The 21,561-nt window shown below is 56.9% G+C and carries 23 protein-coding genes; 14 read left to right on the forward strand and 9 right to left on the reverse strand.

All coding sequences use genetic code 11. The features are described from left to right. The first annotated feature begins 143 nt into the window (after nt 1–143). The 8 genes from recA (at nt 144) to hflX (ending at nt 8,930) form a co-directional block, all read left to right on the forward strand. A complete protein-coding gene (gene recA, locus ARB25_RS00530; RefSeq protein ID WP_022094695.1) occupies nt 144–1,292 on the forward strand; it encodes a recombinase RecA in 1,149 nt (382 codons plus the stop codon). 11 nt (nt 1,293–1,303) lie between these two features. After that, nucleotides 1,304–1,996, forward strand: coding sequence for a regulatory protein RecX (locus ARB25_RS00535; RefSeq protein ID WP_082421793.1), 693 nt, complete (start codon nt 1,304–1,306; stop codon nt 1,994–1,996). A gap of 257 nt (nt 1,997–2,253) precedes the next feature. Next, entirely contained in the window at nt 2,254–3,804 is a 1,551-nt protein-coding gene (gene rny, locus ARB25_RS00540; RefSeq protein ID WP_055285163.1) for a ribonuclease Y, read from the forward strand. Nucleotide 3,805: 1 nt separating this feature from the next. Continuing rightward, the gene (locus ARB25_RS00545; protein WP_006235981.1) at nt 3,806–4,891 is read left to right on the forward strand and encodes an ATP-binding protein; all 1,086 of its coding nucleotides are present in this window, start codon (nt 3,806–3,808) and stop codon (nt 4,889–4,891) included. Nucleotides 4,892–4,965: 74 nt separating this feature from the next. Further along, nucleotides 4,966–5,283: a stage V sporulation protein S gene (locus ARB25_RS00550; RefSeq protein WP_006235982.1), complete on the forward strand. Its 318-nt coding sequence runs from the start codon at nt 4,966–4,968 to the stop codon at nt 5,281–5,283. A gap of 49 nt (nt 5,284–5,332) precedes the next feature. Beyond that, a complete protein-coding gene (gene miaB / locus ARB25_RS00555; RefSeq protein WP_055285164.1) occupies nt 5,333–6,703 on the forward strand; it encodes a tRNA (N6-isopentenyl adenosine(37)-C2)-methylthiotransferase MiaB in 1,371 nt (456 codons plus the stop codon). Next, nucleotides 6,703–7,641, forward strand: a complete 939-nt coding sequence (gene miaA / locus ARB25_RS00560) for a tRNA (adenosine(37)-N6)-dimethylallyltransferase MiaA (RefSeq protein ID WP_055285165.1) — start codon at nt 6,703–6,705, stop codon at nt 7,639–7,641. The genes miaB and miaA overlap by 1 nt, the downstream gene beginning before the upstream one ends. Then, nucleotides 7,641–8,930, forward strand: a complete 1,290-nt coding sequence (hflX, locus tag ARB25_RS00565) for a GTPase HflX (protein WP_055285166.1) — start codon at nt 7,641–7,643, stop codon at nt 8,928–8,930. The genes miaA and hflX overlap by 1 nt, the downstream gene beginning before the upstream one ends. On the opposite strand, the gene ARB25_RS00570 is transcribed toward hflX, so the two are convergent. After that, nucleotides 8,915–9,619, reverse strand: a complete 705-nt coding sequence (locus ARB25_RS00570; protein ID WP_035138489.1) for a heparan-alpha-glucosaminide N-acetyltransferase — start codon at nt 9,617–9,619, stop codon at nt 8,915–8,917. The two genes, hflX and ARB25_RS00570, sit on opposite strands and share 16 nt — an antisense overlap. Continuing rightward, a complete protein-coding gene (gene lexA / locus ARB25_RS00575; protein ID WP_035138488.1) occupies nt 9,619–10,263 on the reverse strand; it encodes a transcriptional repressor LexA in 645 nt (214 codons plus the stop codon). The genes ARB25_RS00570 and lexA overlap by 1 nt, the downstream gene beginning before the upstream one ends. A 163-nt stretch (nt 10,264–10,426) precedes the next feature. Between lexA and ARB25_RS00580 the strand changes: the two genes are divergently transcribed. From ARB25_RS00580 to dut, 3 genes are read left to right on the forward strand one after another with little or no spacing between them, the layout of a single operon-like run. After that, complete coding sequence (locus ARB25_RS00580) at nt 10,427–10,876, forward strand: LysM peptidoglycan-binding domain-containing protein (RefSeq protein ID WP_055285167.1); 450 nt, start codon at nt 10,427–10,429, stop codon at nt 10,874–10,876. Between the two features lie 51 nt (nt 10,877–10,927). Further along, entirely contained in the window at nt 10,928–11,371 is a 444-nt protein-coding gene (gene nrdR, locus ARB25_RS00585; RefSeq protein WP_055285168.1) for a transcriptional regulator NrdR, read from the forward strand. Between the two features lie 4 nt (nt 11,372–11,375). After that, on the forward strand, nt 11,376–11,819 hold the full coding sequence (gene dut, locus ARB25_RS00590) for a dUTP diphosphatase (protein WP_055285169.1): 444 nt from the start codon (nt 11,376–11,378) through the stop codon (nt 11,817–11,819). A 467-nt stretch (nt 11,820–12,286) separates the two neighbouring features. Here dut and ARB25_RS00595 read toward each other — a convergent pair whose 3' ends face one another. Next, the gene (locus tag ARB25_RS00595; protein ID WP_082421795.1) at nt 12,287–13,588 is read right to left on the reverse strand and encodes an MGDG synthase family glycosyltransferase; all 1,302 of its coding nucleotides are present in this window, start codon (nt 13,586–13,588) and stop codon (nt 12,287–12,289) included. A 118-nt stretch (nt 13,589–13,706) separates the two neighbouring features. On the opposite strand from ARB25_RS00595, the gene ARB25_RS00600 reads away from it, so the two are divergent. Together ARB25_RS00600 and ARB25_RS00605 are read left to right on the forward strand one after the other, a co-directional pair. Further along, nucleotides 13,707–14,645 carry an NAD(P)/FAD-dependent oxidoreductase gene (locus ARB25_RS00600; protein ID WP_055285170.1) on the forward strand — a complete coding sequence of 313 codons (939 nt, stop codon included), beginning with the start codon at nt 13,707–13,709 and terminating at the stop codon, nt 14,643–14,645. Between the two features lie 154 nt (nt 14,646–14,799). Further along, entirely contained in the window at nt 14,800–15,411 is a 612-nt protein-coding gene (locus ARB25_RS00605) for a DUF1836 domain-containing protein (protein WP_172676296.1), read from the forward strand. Nucleotides 15,412–15,483: 72 nt separating this feature from the next. Here ARB25_RS00605 and ARB25_RS00610 read toward each other — a convergent pair whose 3' ends face one another. The 6 genes from ARB25_RS00610 to ARB25_RS00635 form a co-directional block, all read right to left on the reverse strand. Then, nucleotides 15,484–16,350 (reverse strand): DegV family protein, encoded by an 867-nt coding sequence (locus ARB25_RS00610; protein ID WP_055285171.1) that lies wholly within the window; start codon nt 16,348–16,350, stop codon nt 15,484–15,486. 165 nt (nt 16,351–16,515) lie between these two features. Then, complete coding sequence (locus ARB25_RS00615) at nt 16,516–17,643, reverse strand: coiled-coil domain-containing protein (RefSeq protein ID WP_055285172.1); 1,128 nt, start codon at nt 17,641–17,643, stop codon at nt 16,516–16,518. Nucleotides 17,644–17,675: 32 nt separating this feature from the next. Beyond that, nucleotides 17,676–18,206, reverse strand: coding sequence for an adenine phosphoribosyltransferase (locus tag ARB25_RS00620; RefSeq protein WP_055285173.1), 531 nt, complete (start codon nt 18,204–18,206; stop codon nt 17,676–17,678). Between the two features lie 40 nt (nt 18,207–18,246). Further along, complete coding sequence (ftsR, locus tag ARB25_RS00625) at nt 18,247–19,125, reverse strand: transcriptional regulator FtsR (RefSeq protein ID WP_055285174.1); 879 nt, start codon at nt 19,123–19,125, stop codon at nt 18,247–18,249. A 3-nt stretch (nt 19,126–19,128) separates the two neighbouring features. Further along, nucleotides 19,129–19,563 (reverse strand): FHA domain-containing protein, encoded by a 435-nt coding sequence (locus ARB25_RS00630; RefSeq protein ID WP_082421796.1) that lies wholly within the window; start codon nt 19,561–19,563, stop codon nt 19,129–19,131. A 66-nt stretch (nt 19,564–19,629) separates the two neighbouring features. Beyond that, nucleotides 19,630–20,334 carry a CDP-alcohol phosphatidyltransferase family protein gene (locus ARB25_RS00635; protein WP_055285175.1) on the reverse strand — a complete coding sequence of 235 codons (705 nt, stop codon included), beginning with the start codon at nt 20,332–20,334 and terminating at the stop codon, nt 19,630–19,632. Between the two features lie 390 nt (nt 20,335–20,724). Between ARB25_RS00635 and ARB25_RS00640 the strand changes: the two genes are divergently transcribed. Beyond that, a partial coding sequence (locus tag ARB25_RS00640; RefSeq protein WP_055285176.1) for an IS110 family RNA-guided transposase occupies nt 20,725–21,561 on the forward strand: 837 nt, incomplete at its 3' end.

The following is a 21,561-nucleotide window of genomic DNA, read 5'->3' on the forward strand; positions in this document are numbered from 1 at the left end:
TTTGTGGTCAAGCATTTGGTCAGTGTTTGGTCGGCGTTTGGTTGGGTTTTGGAAAGGTCGGCTGCATATGATTTATCTGAACGGTTGACCACGAACAGCCGTTCGTTTATTATCGATGCAGGTTGTTAAGAGGAGGGCTATTCATGGCCAAGAATTCAGGTCCCGTACGTACCGTTCATGCTCGCACGACGGGTAAAGAGCGCGATGAGATGATCGCCACCACCAAGGCCGAGATCGAGAAGAAATTCGGCCAGGGTTCCATCATGAGGTACGGCGACGGTGGCCCCGAGCTCGAGGTCGAGGCCATTCCCACGGGCGCCCTGGCCCTCGATGCCGCGCTGGGTATCGGCGGCGTGCCGCGCGGCCGTATCGTCGAGATTTACGGTCCTGAGTCCTCCGGTAAGACGACGCTTTCGCTCGAGATCTTGGCCGAGGCCCAGGCTATGGGCGGCGTTGTGGCATTTATCGATGCCGAGCACGCGCTTGATCCCACGTATGCCGCGCGCATCGGCGTGGATATCGACGAGGTGCTCATTTCCCAGCCCGATACGGGCGAGCAGGCGCTTGAGATTGTTGACATGCTCGTGCGTTCCGGCGCCATCGATGCCATCGTCGTCGACTCCGTCGCCGCGCTGACCCCGCGTGCCGAGATCGAGGGAGAGATCGGCGACACTACGGTCGGTCTTCAGGCTCGCCTGATGAGCCAGGCGCTCCGCAAGCTCGCCGGCTCGCTGTCTAAGTCCAACACGACGTGCATCTTCATTAACCAGCTGCGTGAGAAGATCGGCGTCATGTTCGGCAACCCCGAGACTACGACGGGCGGCCGCGCCCTTAAGTTCTTCTCTTCGGTGCGTATCGACATTCGCCGTATCGACAGCATTAAGCTTAAGGACGAGGTTATCGGTAACCGCGTGCGCGCCAAGGTCGTTAAGAACAAGGTGGCAGCTCCGTTCCGTTCTGCTGAGTTCGACATCATGTACGGTACGGGCATCTCTAAGGAGGGCTCGATTCTGGACATGGCTGTCGAGTGCGGCATCTGCAAGAAGATGGGCTCCTGGTTTGCCTATGGCGAGGACAAGCTCGGCAACGGTCGCGAGGCCGCCAAGGCGTTCCTGCGCGAACACCCCGATTGCGCTGACGAGATTGAGCATAAGGTCCGCCTTGCCTGCGGGCTTGAGTTTGATGACGATGCTCCTTCCGAGGTCGAGCTGACCGATCAGCCTGCGCCTGAGGAGTTTGACGAGCTTTACGCTATCGATGGTTCCGCCATGCTCGATGATGACGACGAGTAGCGGTTACGCTCATGTCGTATACGGTGACCGAGGCCACGGTCGTCTATCCCGATAAGAAGGCGGCCTCCTCGTTCTCGAGCGGATATGCGTCCAAAAAGCCTTGCGCACATATCGATTGTGAGCTTGAGGGCGGTTTTGAGCGGTCCATTTGGATTCCCGTGCGGGTCGCGCGGCTGTATGTCAAAAACCGCCCCGATCTTCCCTGCGATTGGGACAACTTTCGTGAGGCGGTGCAGCTCATCGAGCGTAAATGTGCACTTACCATGGTGACCGAGATGTTATCGCGCCGCGACCATGCGACGGGTGAGGTCCGTGACAAGCTGGCTCGCTACGGCTTTCACCAGCCTGCGATCGATTTCGCCGTCGAGCGCGCCACCGAGTATCGCTTTTTAGACGAGAGCCGCTTTTGCTCGTACTTTATCGAGGAGCGCAAGCGGCGCGGTTGGGGACAGCGCAAAATCGAGACCGAGCTCAAGCGCCGTCATGTCGTGCTCGATGACATTCCCGGTTATCCCGAGGATTATTTTGCCGTCGAAGACGATTTGGAGCGTGCGTCAGCTCTGCTCGCCAAGCGGCGTGTTCCAGAGACGCGCGGATTCGAAAAACTGGTTCGGTTTTTGATGGGCAAGGGCTTCTCGTATCACATCGCCGCCGATGCCGTTAAGGCACGTCTCGATGCCGAACGCGAGGAATGTGCGGTTTAGGCGTATGCGTTTTGTGGTCCTGCCGTTCACCGCGTTTTAGCCGCCGTGCTGGGGCCATTTATTTGACAGTTGTTGTGGTTCAACGTACGATAAACACTGTCATTTGCTTTGTGATATGTGCTCATCTGTGATGAGTTTGTTTATATGTTTATCTGTATCCGACCCGCATAAGCTGCGCCCATATTACTCAAATGTCGCGAGCCGTTCGTAAGGACGGTTCGCTTTGTTGTGTAACGAATCCATAAAAAGGAGTGAGCATGCCTATCATCGTAGCGCTCGTTGGCATCGTTTTGGGTGCCATCGCCGCCATCGCCTACATGCGCACCGCCAAGCAGGGTAGTCTTCACGAGGCCGACGAAAAGATCCAGTCGGCACACGCACAGGCTGAGTCCCTGATCGGTGATGCAAAGCGTCAGGCCGAGACCCTCAAAAAAGAGGCTCTGCTCGAGGCTAAAGAGGAGATCATCAAGAACAAGCAGGCCGCCGAGGCCGAGGACAAGCAGCGTAAGAACGAGATTCGTACGCTCGAGAATCGCGTGATGCAGCGCGAGGAATCCCTTGATCGCCGCAACGACGCTCTCGACAAGCGCGAGCATCAGCTGTCCAGCCAGGCCGGTCAGGTCGAGAAGCGCTCTCGCGAGCTCGAGGAGCTCTGCGCAAAGCAGACCTCCGAGCTCGAGCGTATCGCCGACCTTACCCGCGAGGATGCCCACAAGGAGCTCCTCGATAAGGTTCGCGGCGAGGTCACCCACGAGGCCGCCATGATCATTCGCGAGTCCGAGCAGCAGGTTCGCGCCGAGTGCCACAAGACCGCCCAGGAGATTCTTTCCCTGGCGATTCAGCGCTGCGCTGCCGACCACACTGCCGAGGTCACCGTTACCTCCGTGCACATTCCCTCTGATGACCTCAAGGGCCGTATCATCGGTCGCGAGGGTCGCAACATCCGCACCTTCGAGCAGGTTTCCGGCGTCAACCTCGTGATCGACGACACGCCCGAGACCGTCGTTCTTTCGAGCTTCGACCCGGTCCGTCGTGAGACCGCCCGTGTCGCCCTCGAGAACCTCATCGCCGACGGCCGCATTCACCCTGCCCGCATCGAGGAGATGTATCACAAGGCTGCCGACCTGGTTCAGCAGCGCGTGCGCGAGGCTGGCGAGCAGGCTGCCTTCGATACCGGCATCCACGACCTGCACCCCGAGATCGTCAAGACCCTTGGTGCCTTGCGCTACCGTACCTCGTTTGGTCAGAACGTGCTTCAGCACTCCCTCGAGGTCTCTGATCTCTGCGGCGTGATGGCTTCCGAGCTTGGCCTGGACGTTGTGACCGCCAAGCGCGCCGGCCTGCTTCATGACCTGGGCAAGGCAATCGACCACGACGTCGAGGGCCCGCATGCCGTCATCGGCGCCGAGCTTGCCCGCCGTTATGGCGAGAAGCCCGTTATCGTCCACGCTATCGAGGCTCACCACGCCGATGTTGACCCCAACACGGTGCTCGATGTCCTGGTACAGGCCGCTGATGCCGTCTCTGCTTCTCGCCCCGGTGCTCGTCGCGAATCGGCCGAGAACTACATCAAGCGTCTCGAGAAGCTCGAGGAGATCGCCAACTCCCATGACGGCGTCGAGCGTACCTATGCCATGCAGGCTGGTCGCGAGGTCCACGTCATGGTTCAGCCTGACAAGATCTCCGATGCCCAGTCCACGGTTCTGGCTCACGATATCGCCCATCAGATCGAGGAAGAGATGGAGTATCCCGGTCAGGTGCGCGTCGTCGTGATTCGCGAGAGCCGTGCTGTCGATATCGCTAAATAACATGAGCGACGCGAACGAGCTCATCTCATTTATCGCGTCGATGTCGGGGGAGGGCAACCTTCGCGTCGAGGAGAACCTTGGCGAGGGGTATGTCCGCCTCCGCGTTTCGGAGGCCGAGCGGCGCCAGGCGAAGCACGACATTCAGCATGTCGAGGATATCGTCATCGAAATGCTCCGTAATGCTCGCGATGCCGGCGCCGACAAGGTCTATCTCGCCACGACCAAGGAAGATGGCGTCCGCACGCTTGTCTTTCTGGATAACGGCTCGGGTGTTCCGCAGGATATGCAAGAGCGAATCTTCGATGCTCGCGTTACCTCAAAGCTCGAGAGCATGAAGATGGACCGTTGGGGCGTTCACGGTCGTGGCATGGCATTGTTTTCGATCAAGCAGAACACCGACGAGGCCCGTGTGGTCACGTCCGGCGTCGATCTTGGTTCAGCCTTTAAGGTGAGCGTTGCAGCCGACCGCCTCAGCGAGCGTGCCGATCAGTCCAGCTGGCCCCAGGCCGTCAAGGATGAGGACGGACGTTATGTCTGTGCTCGCGGCCCGCATAATATTATTCGCGCTGCTTGTGAGTTTGCGCTCGAGGAGCTGCGTGGTTGCGATGTCTATCTTGGTTCTCCGTCTGAGATTGCCGCGACCCTTTATGCTCAGGCGTCAAGTCGGCTCGATACGTCTCGTCTCCTGTTTATTGATGACGAGAGCGAGCTTCCGGTTGTCGATCGTTTAGGCCTTGCCTCTGATGCCGAGGACTTTATCCGTATCTGCTCGGGTTTGGGTCTTGAGATGTCCGAGCGCACGGCACATCGCATTTTGGCAGGGCAGATTAAGCCCGTTCGCGGTGTGACTGCGCGTCTGCTGCGCGAGCGTGATTCGTCTTCGCATGCGCCGGCTCCTGTCGATCTCGCGAAGGATCGTCGTGGGCTGCGTATTGCCAAGGATGACATGGCACAGTTTTCGCGTGCTGTGGAGCGCGACTTTAATGACCTTGCCGCCCGGTACTATCTCAACCTTTGCGGCGACCCAAAGATTCGCGTTTCGCGTGATCGAATCACCGTGACCTTCGATCTTGCCAAAGAGGAATAGTGCCTTTACCGAGTCCACTCGGTACGATAAAGTTATTGCAGTTAAAACGTACTTTTAAACGCAGGAGTTTCTTCATGGATTGCCTGAAGGTATCAAGCAAATCATCGCCCGCGTCCGTTGCCGGCGCCATCGCCGGCATGGTCAAGGATGGTGTACCCGTCAACATCCAGTGTGTCGGCGCCGGTGCCGTCAACCAGGCCATTAAGGCCGTGGCTATCGCACGCGGTTTTTTGATTCCAACCGGTTTTGATATTTCCTGCGCGCCCGTGTTCTCCGACATCCTCATTAACGGGGAATCGCGCACGGCCATCCGCCTTTCTATCTACGTTCACCAGATCAATCGAGCTGCAATGGATAACGTCGTCATGGATGATGTTAAGCCTGTGGCATAGCTTCTGCTTGCCTCGATTCGCCTCCCTCCCATCGTTAGGACTTATGCACATGGACCAGCGTTCCGTACGCGATATTCTTGCCGGTAAAACCTACTTTATCCGCACCTTTGGCTGCCAGATGAATCAGCACGACTCCGAGCGCGTGAGCGGTCTGCTTGATTCGTATGGCTGCCTCATGGCGCTCGATCCCGAGCATGCCGATATCGTTGTCTTCATGACATGCTGTGTGCGTGAGGCCGCCGATACTCGCCTGTACGGTCAGTGCAATTCCTGCAAAAGCCTGCCGCCTTCGCCTTCGGGCAAGCGTGTGGTTGCCGTGGGCGGCTGCATCGCGCAGCGTGATGGAGAGGGCCTGCTCACCAACGTCGATAACGTCAATGTCATCTTTGGCACGCATTCCATCGCACATGTGGCCGAGCTCATTGCCGAGGCGTTCCTTGATGGTAAGCGTCATATCCGCACCAATGAGCATGAGGATACGGATGCCATGAGCATGCCGTGGCATCGCGAGACCCAGTATCACGCCTGGGTGCCCATCATGACAGGCTGCAATAATTTCTGCACCTATTGCATCGTGCCGTACGTGCGCGGTCGCGAAAAAAGTCGCCCCTTCGAGGAGATTGTCGACGAGGTGACCGGTTTGGTGCGCCAGGGCGTGCGTGAGATTACGCTGCTGGGCCAAAACGTTAACTCATATGGTCGCGATCTGTTTGGCAAGCCGCGTTTTGCCGATCTGCTGCGTGCCGTGGGCGATACGGGTGTGGAGCGCATCTTCTTTACGTCTTCGCATCCCAAGGACCTGTTGCCCGAGACCATCGACGCCATGGCCGAGACGCCTGCCGTTATGCCGCAGCTGCACTTGGCCGTCCAGTCAGGTTCGACGCGGATCCTCAAAGAGATGAATCGCCGTTATACACGTGAGGACTATTTGGGCCTGGTCGATCGCATTCGCAACCGTATGCCCGATATCGCGCTCTCGACCGACATTATCGTTGGCTTCCCAGGCGAGACTGAAGAAGACTTTGAGCAGACGCTCTCGCTTGCCGAGACGGTCCGCTATGCCCAGGCCTATACCTTCATCTACTCCAAGCGCGCTGGTACCCCGGCCGCCGAGATTGATGATCCCACACCGCACGAGGTCATCCTTGAGCGCTTTAACCGTCTGGTCAAGGTTATCGAGACGACAGCGCACGAGTACAACCAGGGTGAGCTCCATACCGTGGTGCCGGCGCTCATTGAGGGTACGAGTAAAAAGAACGATGCGGTGCTGCTGGGCAAGAGCCCCAAGAATCAGACCGTTCATGCGCCCATTCCCGAGGGATATAGCATCGACCAGCTTGTCGGTAAGATCGTTGATGTTGACGTCGACGTTGCTAAGACGTGGTATTTGTCAGGCTCCGTTGTGGGTGAGCCGCGCTAATGATTTCTCCCGGGGCAGGTCTTTCCGCCGTTGCGATCGTCGGTCCGACGGCGGTTGGTAAAAGTGACGTCGCTGACCGTTTGGCCGCTCGCCTTTCGTCTGAAGTGCTGTCGTGCGATGCGATGCAAATCTATCGCGGTATGGATATCGGCACCGCAAAGATGACGCCCGATGAGTGTACGGCGCCTCTGCGTCTCGTTGACATCGTAGAGCCGGGCGTCGCGTACTCTGCGGCGCTTTACCAGGCAGACGCTCGCGCGCATGTTGAGCGCCTGCTCGGGTCTGGACGTCTTCCGGTGTTTTGCGGGGGTACGGGCCTGTATCTCAAGGCCGCCCTCGATGAGATGGATTTTCCCTCGGGAGAACTTGAGGACGATCGCCGTGCGGGTTATCAGGAACTTGCCGAGCGCATTGGTGAGGAAGCGCTGCATAAGCTGCTTGCCGAGCGCGATCCTGAGTCTGCCGCGGTCATTCATCCTCATAATGTGCGCCGCGTGATTCGTGCGCTCGAAATGCATGATGACGGCGTTTCCTACGCACAGCAAAAGTCACAGTTTAGTGTTCCATGTGAGCATTATCATGCCTTGTGGTTTGGCTTGACACGCAATCGTGAGCTGCTTTACGAGCGCATTAACCTGCGCGTTGACCTCATGTTTGAGCAGGGTCTTGTTGATGAGGTCCGTGGCCTTATGGACCAGGGGCTTGAAGATGCGCTCACTTCGATGCAGGCGATTGGCTACAAAGAAATCATTGATGCTTTTAACGGTGTGATGACTATGGATGAGGCTCGTGAACTCATTAAGATGCGTTCGCGTCGCTATGCCAAGCGTCAGCTTTCGTGGTTTAAGCGCGACGATCGTATTGTGTGGTTCGATATGGACGAATATACGGTCGATGAGGTCGTTGAGGATATCTTGCATCGCATCGAGGCTGCCTGATGGCCCGGTTTCCCCTCGTTCCCACAGCACCCGAGCCTGAGCGTGCCATTCTTGTCGGCGTCGAGTGGCGCGACAATGCGTGGCCGCTCGATCGCTCGCTCGATGAGCTTGAGCGCCTGGCGCACACGGCTGGCGCCCGGTGTGTTGCTCGTTTGTCGCAGCGACTGGTTAAACCCTATCCTAAATCGTTTATCGGTTCCGGCAAGGTTGAAGAGCTGTGCGGCTTAGTGCATCGCATGGATGCCGATGTCGTTATTTTTGACGACGATCTGACGCCTTCACAGCAGTCCTATCTGGAGAAGGCCGTGGGCGAACCGGTTAAGATCATCGATCGCACGGCGCTCATTCTTGATATTTTCGGCCTGCATGCCCAGACGCGCGAGGGTCGTCTACAGGTGCAGCTGGCGCAGCTTCAATATCTGTTGCCTCGTCTGCGTGGCATGTGGAGCCATCTTGCCAAGGAGCAGACGCGCGGCGGCATCGGTTCGCGCTTTGGCCAGGGTGAAAGCCAGCTCGAGGTTGACCGTCGCTTGATTCGCAATAAGATTGCCGCGCTTCGTCGTGAGCTCAAGCAGGTTGAACAGCATCGCGATGTCCAGTCCAAGAGCCGCATTGAGTCACCGGCGTTTCGCGTCGCGTTAGCCGGTTATACCAATGCCGGTAAATCGACGTTGCTCAATCGCCTGACCGGCTCTACGGTACTTTCGCAGGACAAGCTGTTTGCTACGCTCGACCCGACGACGCGTTCGTATCGCCTGCCCGGCGGTCGCGGCATGACGATTACTGATACCGTCGGCTTTATTCAAAAGCTGCCGCATGGTCTGGTCGATGCCTTTAAATCGACGCTGTCCGAGGTGTTGGGTGCCGATCTAATTCTCAAAGTCGTAGATGCGTCTGACGAGGACTATGAGCGGCAGCTTGAGGCTGTCGACCGCGTTCTTGATGAGATCGGCGCTGGAGAGCGTTTAACGCTGACCGTATTCAATAAAATCGATCTTCTCGATAGCGTTGATCGTCTGAGCTTCCGTCGTCGCTATCCCGAGGCCGTGCTGTTCTCGGCCCAGACGGGCGAGGGACTCGACGATTTCGTCGACCGTATTGCTCGTGAGGCGGCTGCTACCGATGTGTTGCTCTCTGCTGATATCCCGTATCGCGAGGGCGCCCTCATCACGCTGGTGCATGAGCAGGGAACCCTTTTGCACGAGGAATATCTTGAGGACGGCGTTCGTATTGTGGCGAAGCTGCCGGCCCGTATCGCGCCGCGGCTCAAGCGTTATCGCACCGAGTAGACGAGCTCCAAAAAGCCCAGAATAATGGGTTGATGCAGCAGATAAAAGGGGAGTGCATGGCGTCCAAGGCTGGCGAGCGCCGGCAGGGGGTTGGCGTAGGCCCAGCTTAGGGCGGTCTTATCGATTCCCTGCGCTATATGTGCGGCGAAGTATCCTGCAAGATACATAAAGATAAACGGGATGATGGGGTAGTAATCACCTGAAACAAACCCAAGGCTCGGAAATCCCAGCCACGCCAGGTAGGGGACAGGGTAGATCGTTTTGGGGATACTCCAGGTGAGGGCGAACAACACAAGGCATAGCGACATACCCCATCTCGCCGATATCTTCTTAAGGACGGGATCGGTCAACGCCACGATGCCGGTACATGCGGCCATGCAGTAGATGATGCCAAAATTAACCGAATCGTCGACTGAGACAAGTGTTGTTGCCAGCCAGACGACGAGTGCTGCTAAGGCGTATTTGGCGGCACGTTTGATATTGTTGCGCGAAAGGGTGCACATCCAACCCGCGATAAACAAAAATACCCAGCTGATGCTGGCGCGCCAGATGTCTTGAAAGACGGTCTGGGTAAACCAGGGCATATCCCAGTCGTACAGGTAGGCGAGATCGTAGCAAGCGTGAAAACCTGCCATTGAAATCATCGTAAACCCGCGGACGGTATCAAAGATGGTGATGCGTTTTTGCATTACGAGAACCGGCGCATTAAGCCGACGACTTTGCCCAAGATGATGGGATTCGTTGCATAGATAGGCTCCATGGTGTCATTCTCGGGCTGCAGGCGTACGCGTCCCTGCTCCTTGTAGAACGTCTTGACGGTCGCTGAACCATCAATCATGGCCACGACAATTTCGCCGTTCATGGCACTCTTTTGTTCACGGACGATGATGTAATCGCCATTGAAGATGCCGACATTGATCATTGAGCTCCCATGCACCTCAAGGATAAAGGAACCCTGATCAGTGGCGATTTCGGTCGGGATAGTAAAAGTGTCTTCGATATTCTGCTCGGCCAGAATGGGAATCCCAGCCGCGACGCGACCAACGAGCGGTAGCGAGACCGTTCCGCGAGGTGCGGTGGGCTCGTCAGATTTAGAAATTGAGACAGAGGAACCGTCCTCGTTAAAGAGTTCCAGGGCGCGCGGTTTGGTGGCATCGCGCTTGAGTAGCCCGCGCGCCTCCAGGGCAGAGAGATGGGCGTGCACGGTGCTGGGAGAGGATAGGCCCACGGCAGAAGCCATCTCGCGCACGCTGGGCGGATAACCCTTCTCCTGCTGATATTCCTTGATGAAGTCGTAAATTTGCTGCTGACGCTTGGTAATTTTGCGAGCCATCAGGGCATCCTCTCTACCCATGTCAAACAAATGTTCGAATTTTGCTTGACAGGAACAACTGTTCGAAGATAATAATAACCGAACATTCGTTCTCGCGCTAGACATTTTTGTCCGCGCGGCTTGATAAAACTGTTCTCAGCAAAACACGCGAGAGGAGAACATGATGAACGCAACGAATATGGTCCAGGGAAACCTCGCCCTTAAGCTCGAGACGCCTGCCGCGCCGGCTTTCACGGTTGTTAAAGGCGGCCGATCTGGTTTCCAAACACTGCCTGGCAAGCCCGTCCGCAGCCAGTGCGTCGCCACGACTTCGGCCCCCGTTGCCCTAAAGGCTTCGACGATTGTCGCCCTAGCCGTTGCGCTCACGCTCTTCTTTGTACTTGCCACCTCGATCTTCAGCGCTCGTCACGCCGCATATGCCGAGTCGGTATCCAACGTTACCTACGAGACCGTCCGTGTTCAGTCTGGCGATTCCTTGTGGTCGCTAGCCCAGGAGCATCCGATTGAGGGTCTTTCCACGCAGGAGACCTCTGATATGATCCGCAACGTCAATCACCTGGAGCATGGCTCGCTCGATGCCGGTGCGCATCTTAAAGTTCCCGCACGTTCATAAGATTTAAGTACCGTCGCATGGTACCCTTGTAATCGTTTTAGAGGAGGTACCATGCGCTGTCCCAAATGCGGCAAGGCACATACCCGCGTCGTTGATTCCCGCATGCAGGAATCAAATAACACCATCAAGCGCCGTCGCGAATGCTGCTCATGCAATTATCGCTTTACGACATTTGAGCGTTGTGAAGACCCTATCGAGGTCATTAAGTCAGACGGATCCAAGCAACGGTTCGATCGCAATAAGCTGCTGGTCGGTTTGATGCGCGCCACGATCAAGCGAGATATCGACACTAAAAAGCTCAACGAGATCATTGACGATATTGAGGTTGAGCTTCGTTCCCGTACGCTCACGGCTGTTACGTCCCATGAGCTGGGCGATATGGTTCTTAAGCGGTTGGCCAAGATCGATAAAGTGGCCTACATCCGCTTTGCCTCGGTCTATCGCGATTTCAAAGACGTCGATGAGTTTCTGCAAGAGCTCGACAAGCTAAGGTGATTTCATGTCCAACATTACCGTTAACATTAAGCGTCTCGACCCAACCGTCGAGCTTCCCAAATACGCCCATCCCACGGATGCCGGTCTTGACCTCCGAGCCAACGAGGATTGCACCCTCAAGCCTTTTGAGCGTCGCCTGGTCTCCACGGGCCTAGCCGTCGCCCTGCCCGACGGCTACGCCGGCTTCGTCCAGCCCCGCAGCGGCCTGGCCATTAAGCAAGGCCTGTCCATAGTCAACACTCCTGGCCTCATCGACGCCCACTACCGAGGAGAGCTCAAAGTCATCCTCATCAACCTAGACCCCACGAACAACATCCAAATCAACAAAGGCGACCGCATCGCCCAGCTCGTCATCCAAGAAGTCCCCACGGTCAACCTCGTAGAAGTAGAAGAACTAGATAAAACCGACCGAGGAGCCGGCGGTTTCGGTTCTAGCGGCGTCGCTTAGTCGTTTACGTACTGTCCGCTGACCGGCCCGACCCGCCTATATATCATCCCGTGCTCAAACATTCTCGCGGGGGCGCTCGTATCCCTCCCGCCCGTCTCTCACACATATCATTCCATGCTCAAACATTCTCGCGTCGCTTCGCTCGCTGCGAAACTGCGCGTGGAACGATATGTGTGAGAGACGGGCGGGCGGTTACTCGCTTGAAAAATTAAAGCCTTTCTTTCTAGTAAGCCGATGCGATAAAGGAAAACCTCCTTTCTCGCATCGGCTTACTATATTTATATTTTTGGTTTTGCCTTTGCAGATTCTGATGGTGGGGAATCTGGTATAGCTGCAAGTACGTTAACGCAGCTTGCCTGTGGGAGGCCCCTATATATCGTCCCGCGCGCAGTTTCGCAGCGAAGCGAGAATGTTTGAGCACGGGATGATATATAGGGGCCTCCCACAGGCAAGCGAACATTAAGACGCTAGCGGATATGCGCGGGTTTTCCGCCCCAGTAGAAGCGGCAGAATGCGCGTTTTCTTTTCTGGGGTTTGCCTACGAGTTCCATGGTGGCGACGGCGATGTCTTCGGCTGCGTGGGGACGGCGTAGTACTTCGCCGTTGATGAGTAGGGCTTTGAGCGACTCCGGATGGTCGTGCAGGTGGCGCAGGGTTACGATGAGCTCTCGTGCCGTGGTGACGTGCATGCTGGCGCCCATGCCGGTGAGCATGGTGGTGTTGGCCTTTTCCTGGCCATATGACTTGCCCAGCAGGATCATCGGCAGATGCGCGCAGAGGCACTCGGTGACCGTGAGTCCGCCCGATTTGAGGATTGCCAAGTCGCAGCCGTGCATGAGGGCCGCCATGTCGTCGACATAGTCCAACACCGTGACGTTCTCGAGCTTCATGGCATCGAAGAGCGTCTTCAGCCGGGTGGCATACTCCACGTCTTTGCCGGGCAAAAAGACAAAGTGCATGTCTTCGAAGCTGCGCAGGAAGGGGAGTGTGTGGTCCATCGCCGCGCGAAAGCGGACGTAAGGCTGGGGCAAGCTGGCGCCGGCCATTACCAGCACGACGGTCTTGTCGGTGGGGAGGTTGAACTTGGTTAGCTCTTCCTCGCGATCGTAATTCGTGTCGAATCCGGCGCGAATAGGGATGCCGGTAATGCGAATCTTTGCCTCGGGCACCTTGCGCGGACGCAGCGTTTCAGCCATGAATTCGTTGGCAACACAGTATAGATCGGTGTCCTTGTGGGGCCACCAGCCCTCGACTTCGTAGTCGGTCGGTACGCAGATGACCGGATAATCGATACCCGTAATTACGCGGGCGCCAACGGCAACATTGGCTGCCGTGATGTGCGTTGCGACCACGGCTATTGGCCTTCGACTACGAATATATTCGTTGAAGGCGGGGAACATAATTCGCGACCATGCCGTGCCGCCACCCCAGAGAAGATGCCCCGTAAGCGTATATCGCCAGGTCAGGTCGTAAATGGGGCGCGTGGCTCCCGTAAAAGAAGCCGCGGTCTTATTGCCGTCGAATTTAATACGTCCAAAATCAAGGATATCGAGCACTTCAATCTCAACATCCTCGGGGACGCCATTGGTGCCGCGGACGAGGTCGAATGCCTGCGCAATCGCATTTGCGGCGGCCTTGTGGCCCGAGCCGACCGAGGCATGCACGATGGTCACGAGGGGTTTTTGCTGAGCCAAGAGCGTGGTTTGCTCCGATTGGGGAGTGCTGTGCGTGATCAGGGGAGCGTCGTCGCTCGTCTGCGTCTGATCCATCGATAACTCCCCTTCGACGTTGTAACACGGATTTATCATTGTAGTGCATGAGTGTCACGTTCACGTAAATTTGGGTATGAGCGCAAAGAACGACAACGTTTCGACGAGAGGACTCTTCATGATTACCGATCAGACAATCGATGTTGCGATTATCGGCGGCGGCCCCGCGGGCTATGCTGCGGCCATTTATGCGGCGCGCTCCAACCTAACGACGACTGTCCTTGAGCAGGGTATGTCTGGCGGACAGATTGCTACATCCAACGAGATTGAGAATTATCCTGGTATTCCACTGCTGAGCGGCGCCGAACTTGGTGAGCGGTTCCAACAGCATGCTGAAGGCCTGGGGGCCCAGGTTAAATGGAGTATGGTGACAGGCGTCGATTACGATGCCGATGCGGCTCAATTTACCATCCATCATGATATGGGCGACACAGCGGCCAAGAGCGTCATTGCGTGCATGGGCGCCACGCCGCGTCCTGCGGGTTTTATTGGCGAGGACACGTATCGCGGTCGTGGCGTTTCGTATTGCGCGACGTGTGACGGCATGTTCTTCCGTGGCAAGCAGGTCTTTGTTATCGGAGGCGGCAATTCGGCATGCGAGGAGGCACTGTTCCTGTCCGACATTGCCAGCAGCGTGACCATCGTGCTGTGTCGCGATCAGTTCCGTGCACCCGAGGGCGTTGTGAATAAGGTGCTTGCTAAGGACAATATTTCAGTTAGGTACCAAACTAGTATTGTTGAGCTTTCTGGTGAAGCGATGCCCACGACAATCACGTTCAAGAACAATGCGACTGGTGAAATGCACACTGAGTCCTTTGAACCTGGCACATTTGGCATTTTTGTCTTTACGGGGACGCAGCCACATACCGAGCTTGTTGAGCATCTCGTCGATCTGGCTCCCGACGGCGGCATTGTTACCGACGATTCGATGGCCACCCGTACGCCCGGTTTATTCGCAGCTGGCGACATCCGTTCCAAGCGTTTACGCCAAGTTGTGACCGCCGTTTCTGATGGAGCCATAGCGGCAACCAGCGCATACGCATTTCTTCGTGGATAAGTACGATAATATATCTTATGTAAGGTTGCTATCTTTAAACGAAGTGGTTGGGCGGTGTATCAATGTGCTGTCCAACCACTTTTACTTGCCGGCTATATGGTATGCAAAACTAGATAACCTAGAATACAATATAGCTAATGAACGGAGGATCCTTATGAACCACGCCAAACGCGTTATCCCGATGTCCGATACATCGGTCAGCATTAAGCCTGAGGATATTCAACCCACTGTGCTGCCCGATGCATTTATTCAGTCCGATATCGTGCGCAAACTCAATATGTTGAGTCTGCCGCGCTATAACCAGTTGCCAAATGTGACACTCTACCGCGACCAGGTTATTGAGTATGTTGCGCTGTGGATGGAGCCGCTGTCTATTTGCGTTGAGCAGCCTATCATTACGCCATCGATGATCAATAACTACGTGAAGGTCGGCCTGGTGCCTGCTCCGGTCAAAAAGCAGTATGGTCGCGAGCAGATTGCCCGCCTGATCGCTATCTGCATCTTTAAGCAGGTGCTACCTATTGCTGCGGTGCAGGCACTCTTTAACATTCAGCGTTTGAGCTACGATGCCCCGACTGCCTTCGATTATGTGATCGACCAGCTTGAGGCATCGATTCGCGCCGCGTTTTCTATCGAGCAGACGCCGGTTCCCGATACGGCGCATCAGGTCACACGCGAGTCGCTGCTTGTGCGCAGTGCCGTATCGTCCTTTGTTTCGAAGGCGTACTTGATGAGCTATCTCAAGTTCAATGGGTTTAATAGCTAGTCGACGTATAAAACGGGCGGGACAAAGAGCCATAGGTCATTTTGTCCCGCCCGTTTTTTGCTTGGTTTGACCTTATTGGCCCGATGCTACGCCCATGCCGTAGCCGATGATGAGGCCGTGCATCTCGGCGTAATAGGAATCCAGGCCGTTGCAGGGCATGATGATGGTCTTGGAGCCGGGCCAATGCTCGACTATGCGGTCAGTAAGCGCCTGGGCTCCAGCTTCGTTCTCAACGTGATCGATGATGACCTCACCGCCCGTAAAGCCCTCGGCTTCCATAGTGTCGATGATCTTGTTAAGAATCTTCTTTTCGCCACGTGTGTGCCCGACGAGTTCGATTTTACCGGCCTCACTCGCCGTGCCCAAAATGCGTATATTGAGCTTGTTGGCAATGACGCCGGCTGCCTTAGGGATACGTCCGGCTTTGGCGAGATTTTCGTAATTGCACAAGCTGAAGAGGATTTTGCTGTTCTGTTCAAGACTATCGAAGTATGCGCAAGCGTCCTCGAATGAGACATCCGGATTGCTTGCAAGATAGCGGTCGAACAGCAAGAAAATGAGGTCCATTTTGCCGCCAGCTGCGCGTGAATTGACTAGATGAATCTGTCGGTCGGGCTCCTCGGCAAGAACCATATCGCGAGCCGTGGCTGCCGCGTTGTAGCTGCCCGACACGCCCTCAGAGATCGGCATGCAGATGGTCTTGTCTGCCAATTTGAAGAGCTCGGCCCACTCCCCTACGCTGGGACAAGCGCTCGAAGAAGCGTTCGTCTCCGCCATAACAGCGCAGTTAAGCTCATGAACATCGAGCGAAAGGTCATCGACGAATTCACGCTCCCCCACTCGAATTTTGAGGGGCGCAAATGCAAAGGTGGTATGGGGCGCGGTCGGTTGCCAATCGCGGAGGTTACAGCTTGAATCGGAGATAAGTGCCCAGCTCATAGAGGGTCCTTTCTAATTGTTCTCATTCAATTATAGCCATCTTGCAAATTGAATGTGCGGCTATCTAGTTTTGAATACTAGATAGCCGCACAAGAATAGAGACAAAAGAATGGACCTCGCGACTTAAAGCCACGAGGTCCACATTCACACGCTGTGTAAGATGACTTAGTAGCGCACGAAGATATAGTTGTTGTTCATGCCGGCGGCAACGGAGCTGATGATAACACCCGTGTTGTAGTCGGAAGCATGAATCATCTGACCACCACCGATGTAAATGCCGGTGTGGTACGAGTTGACAACAACGTCACCGGGCTGCGGATCGGACACACGCGTCCAGCCCATAAAGGTGCCCGTGGTGCCCAGGCGGCAATAGCGACCAGTGAGACAATAGCTAACAAAACCAGAGCAGTCGAAGCTGTTCGGGCCAATTCCGCCCCAGGAATAAGCGCAACCAAGCTTACTGTATGCACGCGAGACAACAGAACCACCATCAACAGACTGGCTCGGAGCAGAAGGCGTCGGAGCCGGAGCGGGCGTGGAAGGCTGCGGCGTCGGAGCAGGTGCCGGCGTAGGAGCTGGAGTGTTGCCGCCCTGGTTGTTGTTATTGCTGGTCTGGCCACCATTGTTGGTGTTCTCGGTCGTACCGGCAGTCTCGTTGCTCACCGTGGCCTTCTCGGCGGTGCTGGCGTTGATGCCAGCCTGCAGCGCGGCGTTGGCCTCGGCCTCGGCGGCAAGCTCGGCCTGCAGCTGTGAATCCAGGGAGTTTACGACGTTCTGGGCTTCAGCCTGCTGGGCGTTAAGCTCGTCGACCTTCTTTTGCGTGGCGGCGACGTTCTTTTCCTGCTCGGCCTGCTTATCGGTGAGCTGCTGCTTAAGCTCCTTGACCTCTTGAATGGTCTGAGCTTGCTTATCGGAAACTTTGCCGTAGTAGAACAGACGGTTGAGCATATCGCTCAGGTCATCGACACCCGTCAGAACCTGAAGCAGGCTCAGACCGCCGGTTTTGTACTCGCCGGCGACATAGGTCGAGAGCTTGGCCTGACCATCGGCGATCTCTTGCTGCTTTTGCGTGATCTCACCAGCAGTCTGATCGAGCGCCTGCGTCTGCGTGGCGAGCTCATCGTAAATCTGCTGGGTTTGGGTACCGATCTGCTCGAGCTTCGTACGAGCAGCGGCAAGGTCGGATGCGGTATCGGCGTAGGCAGGAGCCGCGAGGCCCAAGCCCAAAACACAAGCGAGGGTTGCCGTAGCAGCGCAGCGTGCCATATTTTTGTGCGTGTTTGCTGTGCGCATGTAGCTTCCTTTCCAGTAACTAAGGGTAACGGCTAGTCCACCGTCACCAGGCTAAAGAGCTCCACATCGTCATCAGACGGCGTGAGCTTCTCGCGCGGGTTGAGAAACGCAAGCTCAAGGATACAACCGTAACCGACAAGCTTTGCGCCCATATCTCGCACCAGTTTACCTGTTGCCTCGACGGTTCCGCCCGTCGCGACCAAGTCGTCCAGAATCAACACGGTATCTTTAGAGCTGATGGCGTCGGCATGGATCTCAATTGAATCGGTGCCGTACTCGAGCTCGTAGCTCTGGCTTACGGTCTCGCGCGGCAGCTTGCCCGGTTTACGTGCGGGAACAAAGCCAGCGCCAAGGGCTACAGCCACCGGTACGCCAACCATAAAGCCGCGAGCCTCGGGACCCACGACCTTGGTGATTCCCATGCCGGTAAAGTGCTCGGCGAGGGCATCGGTCATGGCTTTGAGCGCCTCGGGATTGCCAAAGAGCGGCGTGATGTCTTTAAAGATGACTCCGGGCTCGGGATAGTCGGGGATGTCGACGATTTGAGATTCGAAGTCGTACATTGCATGACCTTTCAATGGGTTGCCGGATAAGCGGCAGAGGTTATTTGGCCGCGGTGGCGGTGCCGGAGTGCGAAGGGGCGACGACCTTGAGCGGCTTTACGAGAGAATCCTCGTGCGAAGCCGGCGCGTCTGCCTCTTCGTTTTTGGCCTTGGTGGACTCGGAGCGAGTGATTTCCTCATCGAGTGCATCGATGTCGGCGTCCTCGACCACGGCGTTGAGCGACTCAAAAACGCGGTTCTTGAGCAGCGCAGTGTGCACACCTTCCGTCAGGTCGTGAAGCTTCTTAAACGCACGCTCGAGCTTGGCGTCGCGCTCGTCATCGGAGGTATCCATTCCGAGCATGCTCACGAGCACCTGCTCAAACATCGAGGACTCGCGGTTGGCGGAAGACACGTACTGACGCAGGTTGCGCGGCTCGATATGGAAGCGTGACAGCTCGGAGCAGTAGCGGATGATCGGAAAATCGCGACCATCGACGAGCTCACGATTTTGCGGACTCTTGATGATGCGAATGAGGTCGTTCTCGGCGAGCGAGCGGATAAACGAAATCTCGACGCCCAGCATATCGGGAATGGTCTCGATGGGATGCAGCTTTTGCTTAGTCTCCTTGGGCTCCGTCTTGAGTGGAACGTCGGACAACAGGCCAACCTCGTAGGCGAGCGTGGACAGGTCCGTGGCGTTTTCCAAGCGCTGCTTGATCACGTTGAGCGGCATGTAGCGAGTCTTCTGCAAGTGCAGAATGACCTCCAGGCGATCAACGTCTTCCTTGGAGTACTGACGGTATCCCTTTGGCGTACGATGAGGGGTAATGAGCCCCTCATCCTCTAGAAATCTAATTTTTGAGTTCGAAAGATCGGGGTATGCGCCTCGAAGTAGGTTGACGACTTGGCCGATACTCAGATAGTTGCGTTCGGCCATGCCCTACTCACCGGTTTCGATGCGCTCCGGCGTGCTCTCGTGGTAGATGAGCGTAAACGTACCGATCTGGACGGAAGAACCGTCGTGCAGCGGGGCTGCATTGACGATGGCGCCGTCGACCCAGGTGCCATTGAGCGAGCCCAGGTCCTCGATGCGAGCGCCGAGGCCCTCGCGAATAATGCGCGCGTGGCTGCGCGAAACGGTCATGTCGTTGAGGAAGATGCCGTTCGCGGGATCGCGGCCGATGGTGGTCACGTCGTCCTCGAGCTCAAAAGCGGCACCCGTCTGCGGACCCTTGACGATGGACAGAACGGGGGCGGTGATGCGCACGTTAGCCATGAGGTCGGGAACGGTGACATCGCTTGAAGGCACGCGGAATACGCAGGTAGCATCAGCAGTCTTATCATTCTCAGGCATATTGTTAACCATGTTGTCCATGACAACCCCTAACTTATCGCGGACGTGCCGCAAATAATGAACCGTACGTAATCATACCCCAACGAATTAGTCTTCGATTTCGGGGTTCAGAAAGTCGATGTCCTCGTCCTCGGGATGCGCGAGAGCCTGTTTAATGGCCGCTACGCCCTTAATGGAATAGATGACAGCCGTGAGCATGGAGAAGATCACGCCGCCGTACACAAAGAAGATGCCGAGGGGCACCGAGCTTCCGTTGAGGCCCGGGAAGGCCGTAAGGGTTGAAGGTAAAAGATGCAGGCCGTCAACAACGGGGAACCCGAGCAGCATGAGCGAGAAGCCGGTCATGAGCAGCGCAGTGGCAATCTTTCCGGGAAAGACGACATCGATGGGGCGACGGTGATAATGACGAACGATAAGCGTGCCGATGCCCAGATAGATGTCGCGGCCAATAATGAGCACGCAGACCCAGATGGGCAGCTCTCCGCGAACCACCAGTCCAAGTACGCCGGTGAACAGCAGCGCACGGTCGCAAATGGGATCCATGACCTTGCCGAGCCACGAGACCGTCTTAGTCATGCGGGCGATCTGGCCGTCCATCCAGTCGGTGGAGGCGGCAACGGCGTAGATTGCGATGGCGATGACACGGTTGTTATCCGTCACAAACAGGTACAGGAATACCAGGGTGAGGATCAGGCGCGTAAAGGTGATGAAATTGGAGATCGTAAAGATCTTATTCGACGGGTAATCGGAAGTGCCGATAAGCTCCTTTTTGATCTTCTTTTTGATGCCCACAGGACTCCCCCGCTGGTTAACGACAAAACTTTCGATACTATACCCGTTCCGGCGATGTCTATCCAGCGTAAGCATAGAGAGTCCAGACATGTGGAGGGCGCTTTTAGGCGGCGGGGATTTCGCATTCGTGTACATCAGCCTCCAAACATGTCGAAAAATGTCGATTTTGGTGGCTGATGTACACGTTTTGATTCGGTGGTTACATCGAGCGGGAACGTTGTTGCTTTAAGCAAAATAATCATGGTGATTAAAACAAGACGATATGAGAAAGCCATTTGGGTCGCCTCCCCCGCGGCGCAGCTTCTTTCCGCGGGCTCGGGATGCCACAATGGGCTTTGAGTATCGGCCCGTGCGGTAGCCCTTACCGCACCTGCGGGGAGGAGGCTTCCCATGCCCCATGTTACCTCCATCGGCCTGGACGTCCACGCGCGATCGGTCGCCGCCGCGGCGTTCAACCCCTTCACCGGCGAGGTGGTGCACCGTGACTTCGGGACGGACGCCGCCGAGATCGCGGAGTGGGCCCTCGGGTTCGAGGAGCCCAGGGCCTGCTACGAGAGCGGCCCCACCGGCTTCCACATGGCGCGCGAGCTGCGCGCGCTCGGCCTCGACTGCGCCGTGGCCGCCGTCTCCAAGATGCAGAGGCCGGCGGCGGACGCGCGCCGCAAGAACGACCGGCGCGACGCCGAGTTCATCGCCCGCATGCTCGCCACCCACAACATCGTGGAGGTCCCGCTGCCCGATGCGGCCGTCGAGGCCGCCCGGGACCTCGACCGCGCCCTCGACGACGCCACGGCGGAGTACCGCCGCGCCAGGCAGCGACTCAACATGTTCCTGATCAGGCTGGGCCACGTCTGGGACGAGCGCAACGCCGACGGGACGAGGAAGGGATCCTGGACGCGCGCCCACTGGAGATGGATATCCGGGATCAGGCTCGAGGGGCCCCAGCGCGACGTGCTCGAGTACTACGTCACGGCCGCGAGGTGCGCGGAGTCGGACCGCCGGCAGCTCGAGAAGAAGGTGCTCGCCCTCGCCCGGACCGACCGGTGGCGCCCGGCCGTCGAGGCGCTCTCCTGCATCAAGGGAATCGACACCCTGACGGCCTTCAGGCTCGCAGCCGAGGCGGGCTCCTTCACGAGGTTCCGGACGGCCCCGGCCTTCGCGAGCTGGTGCGGGCTAGTCCCGTCGGAGCGTTCGAGCGGCGAGACCGAGCGGCGCGGCGGGATAACC

Origin of the sequence: Collinsella aerofaciens (assembly GCF_001405375.1) — a bacterium.
Taxonomy (GTDB): Bacteria; Actinomycetota; Coriobacteriia; order Coriobacteriales; family Coriobacteriaceae; genus Collinsella; species Collinsella aerofaciens_F.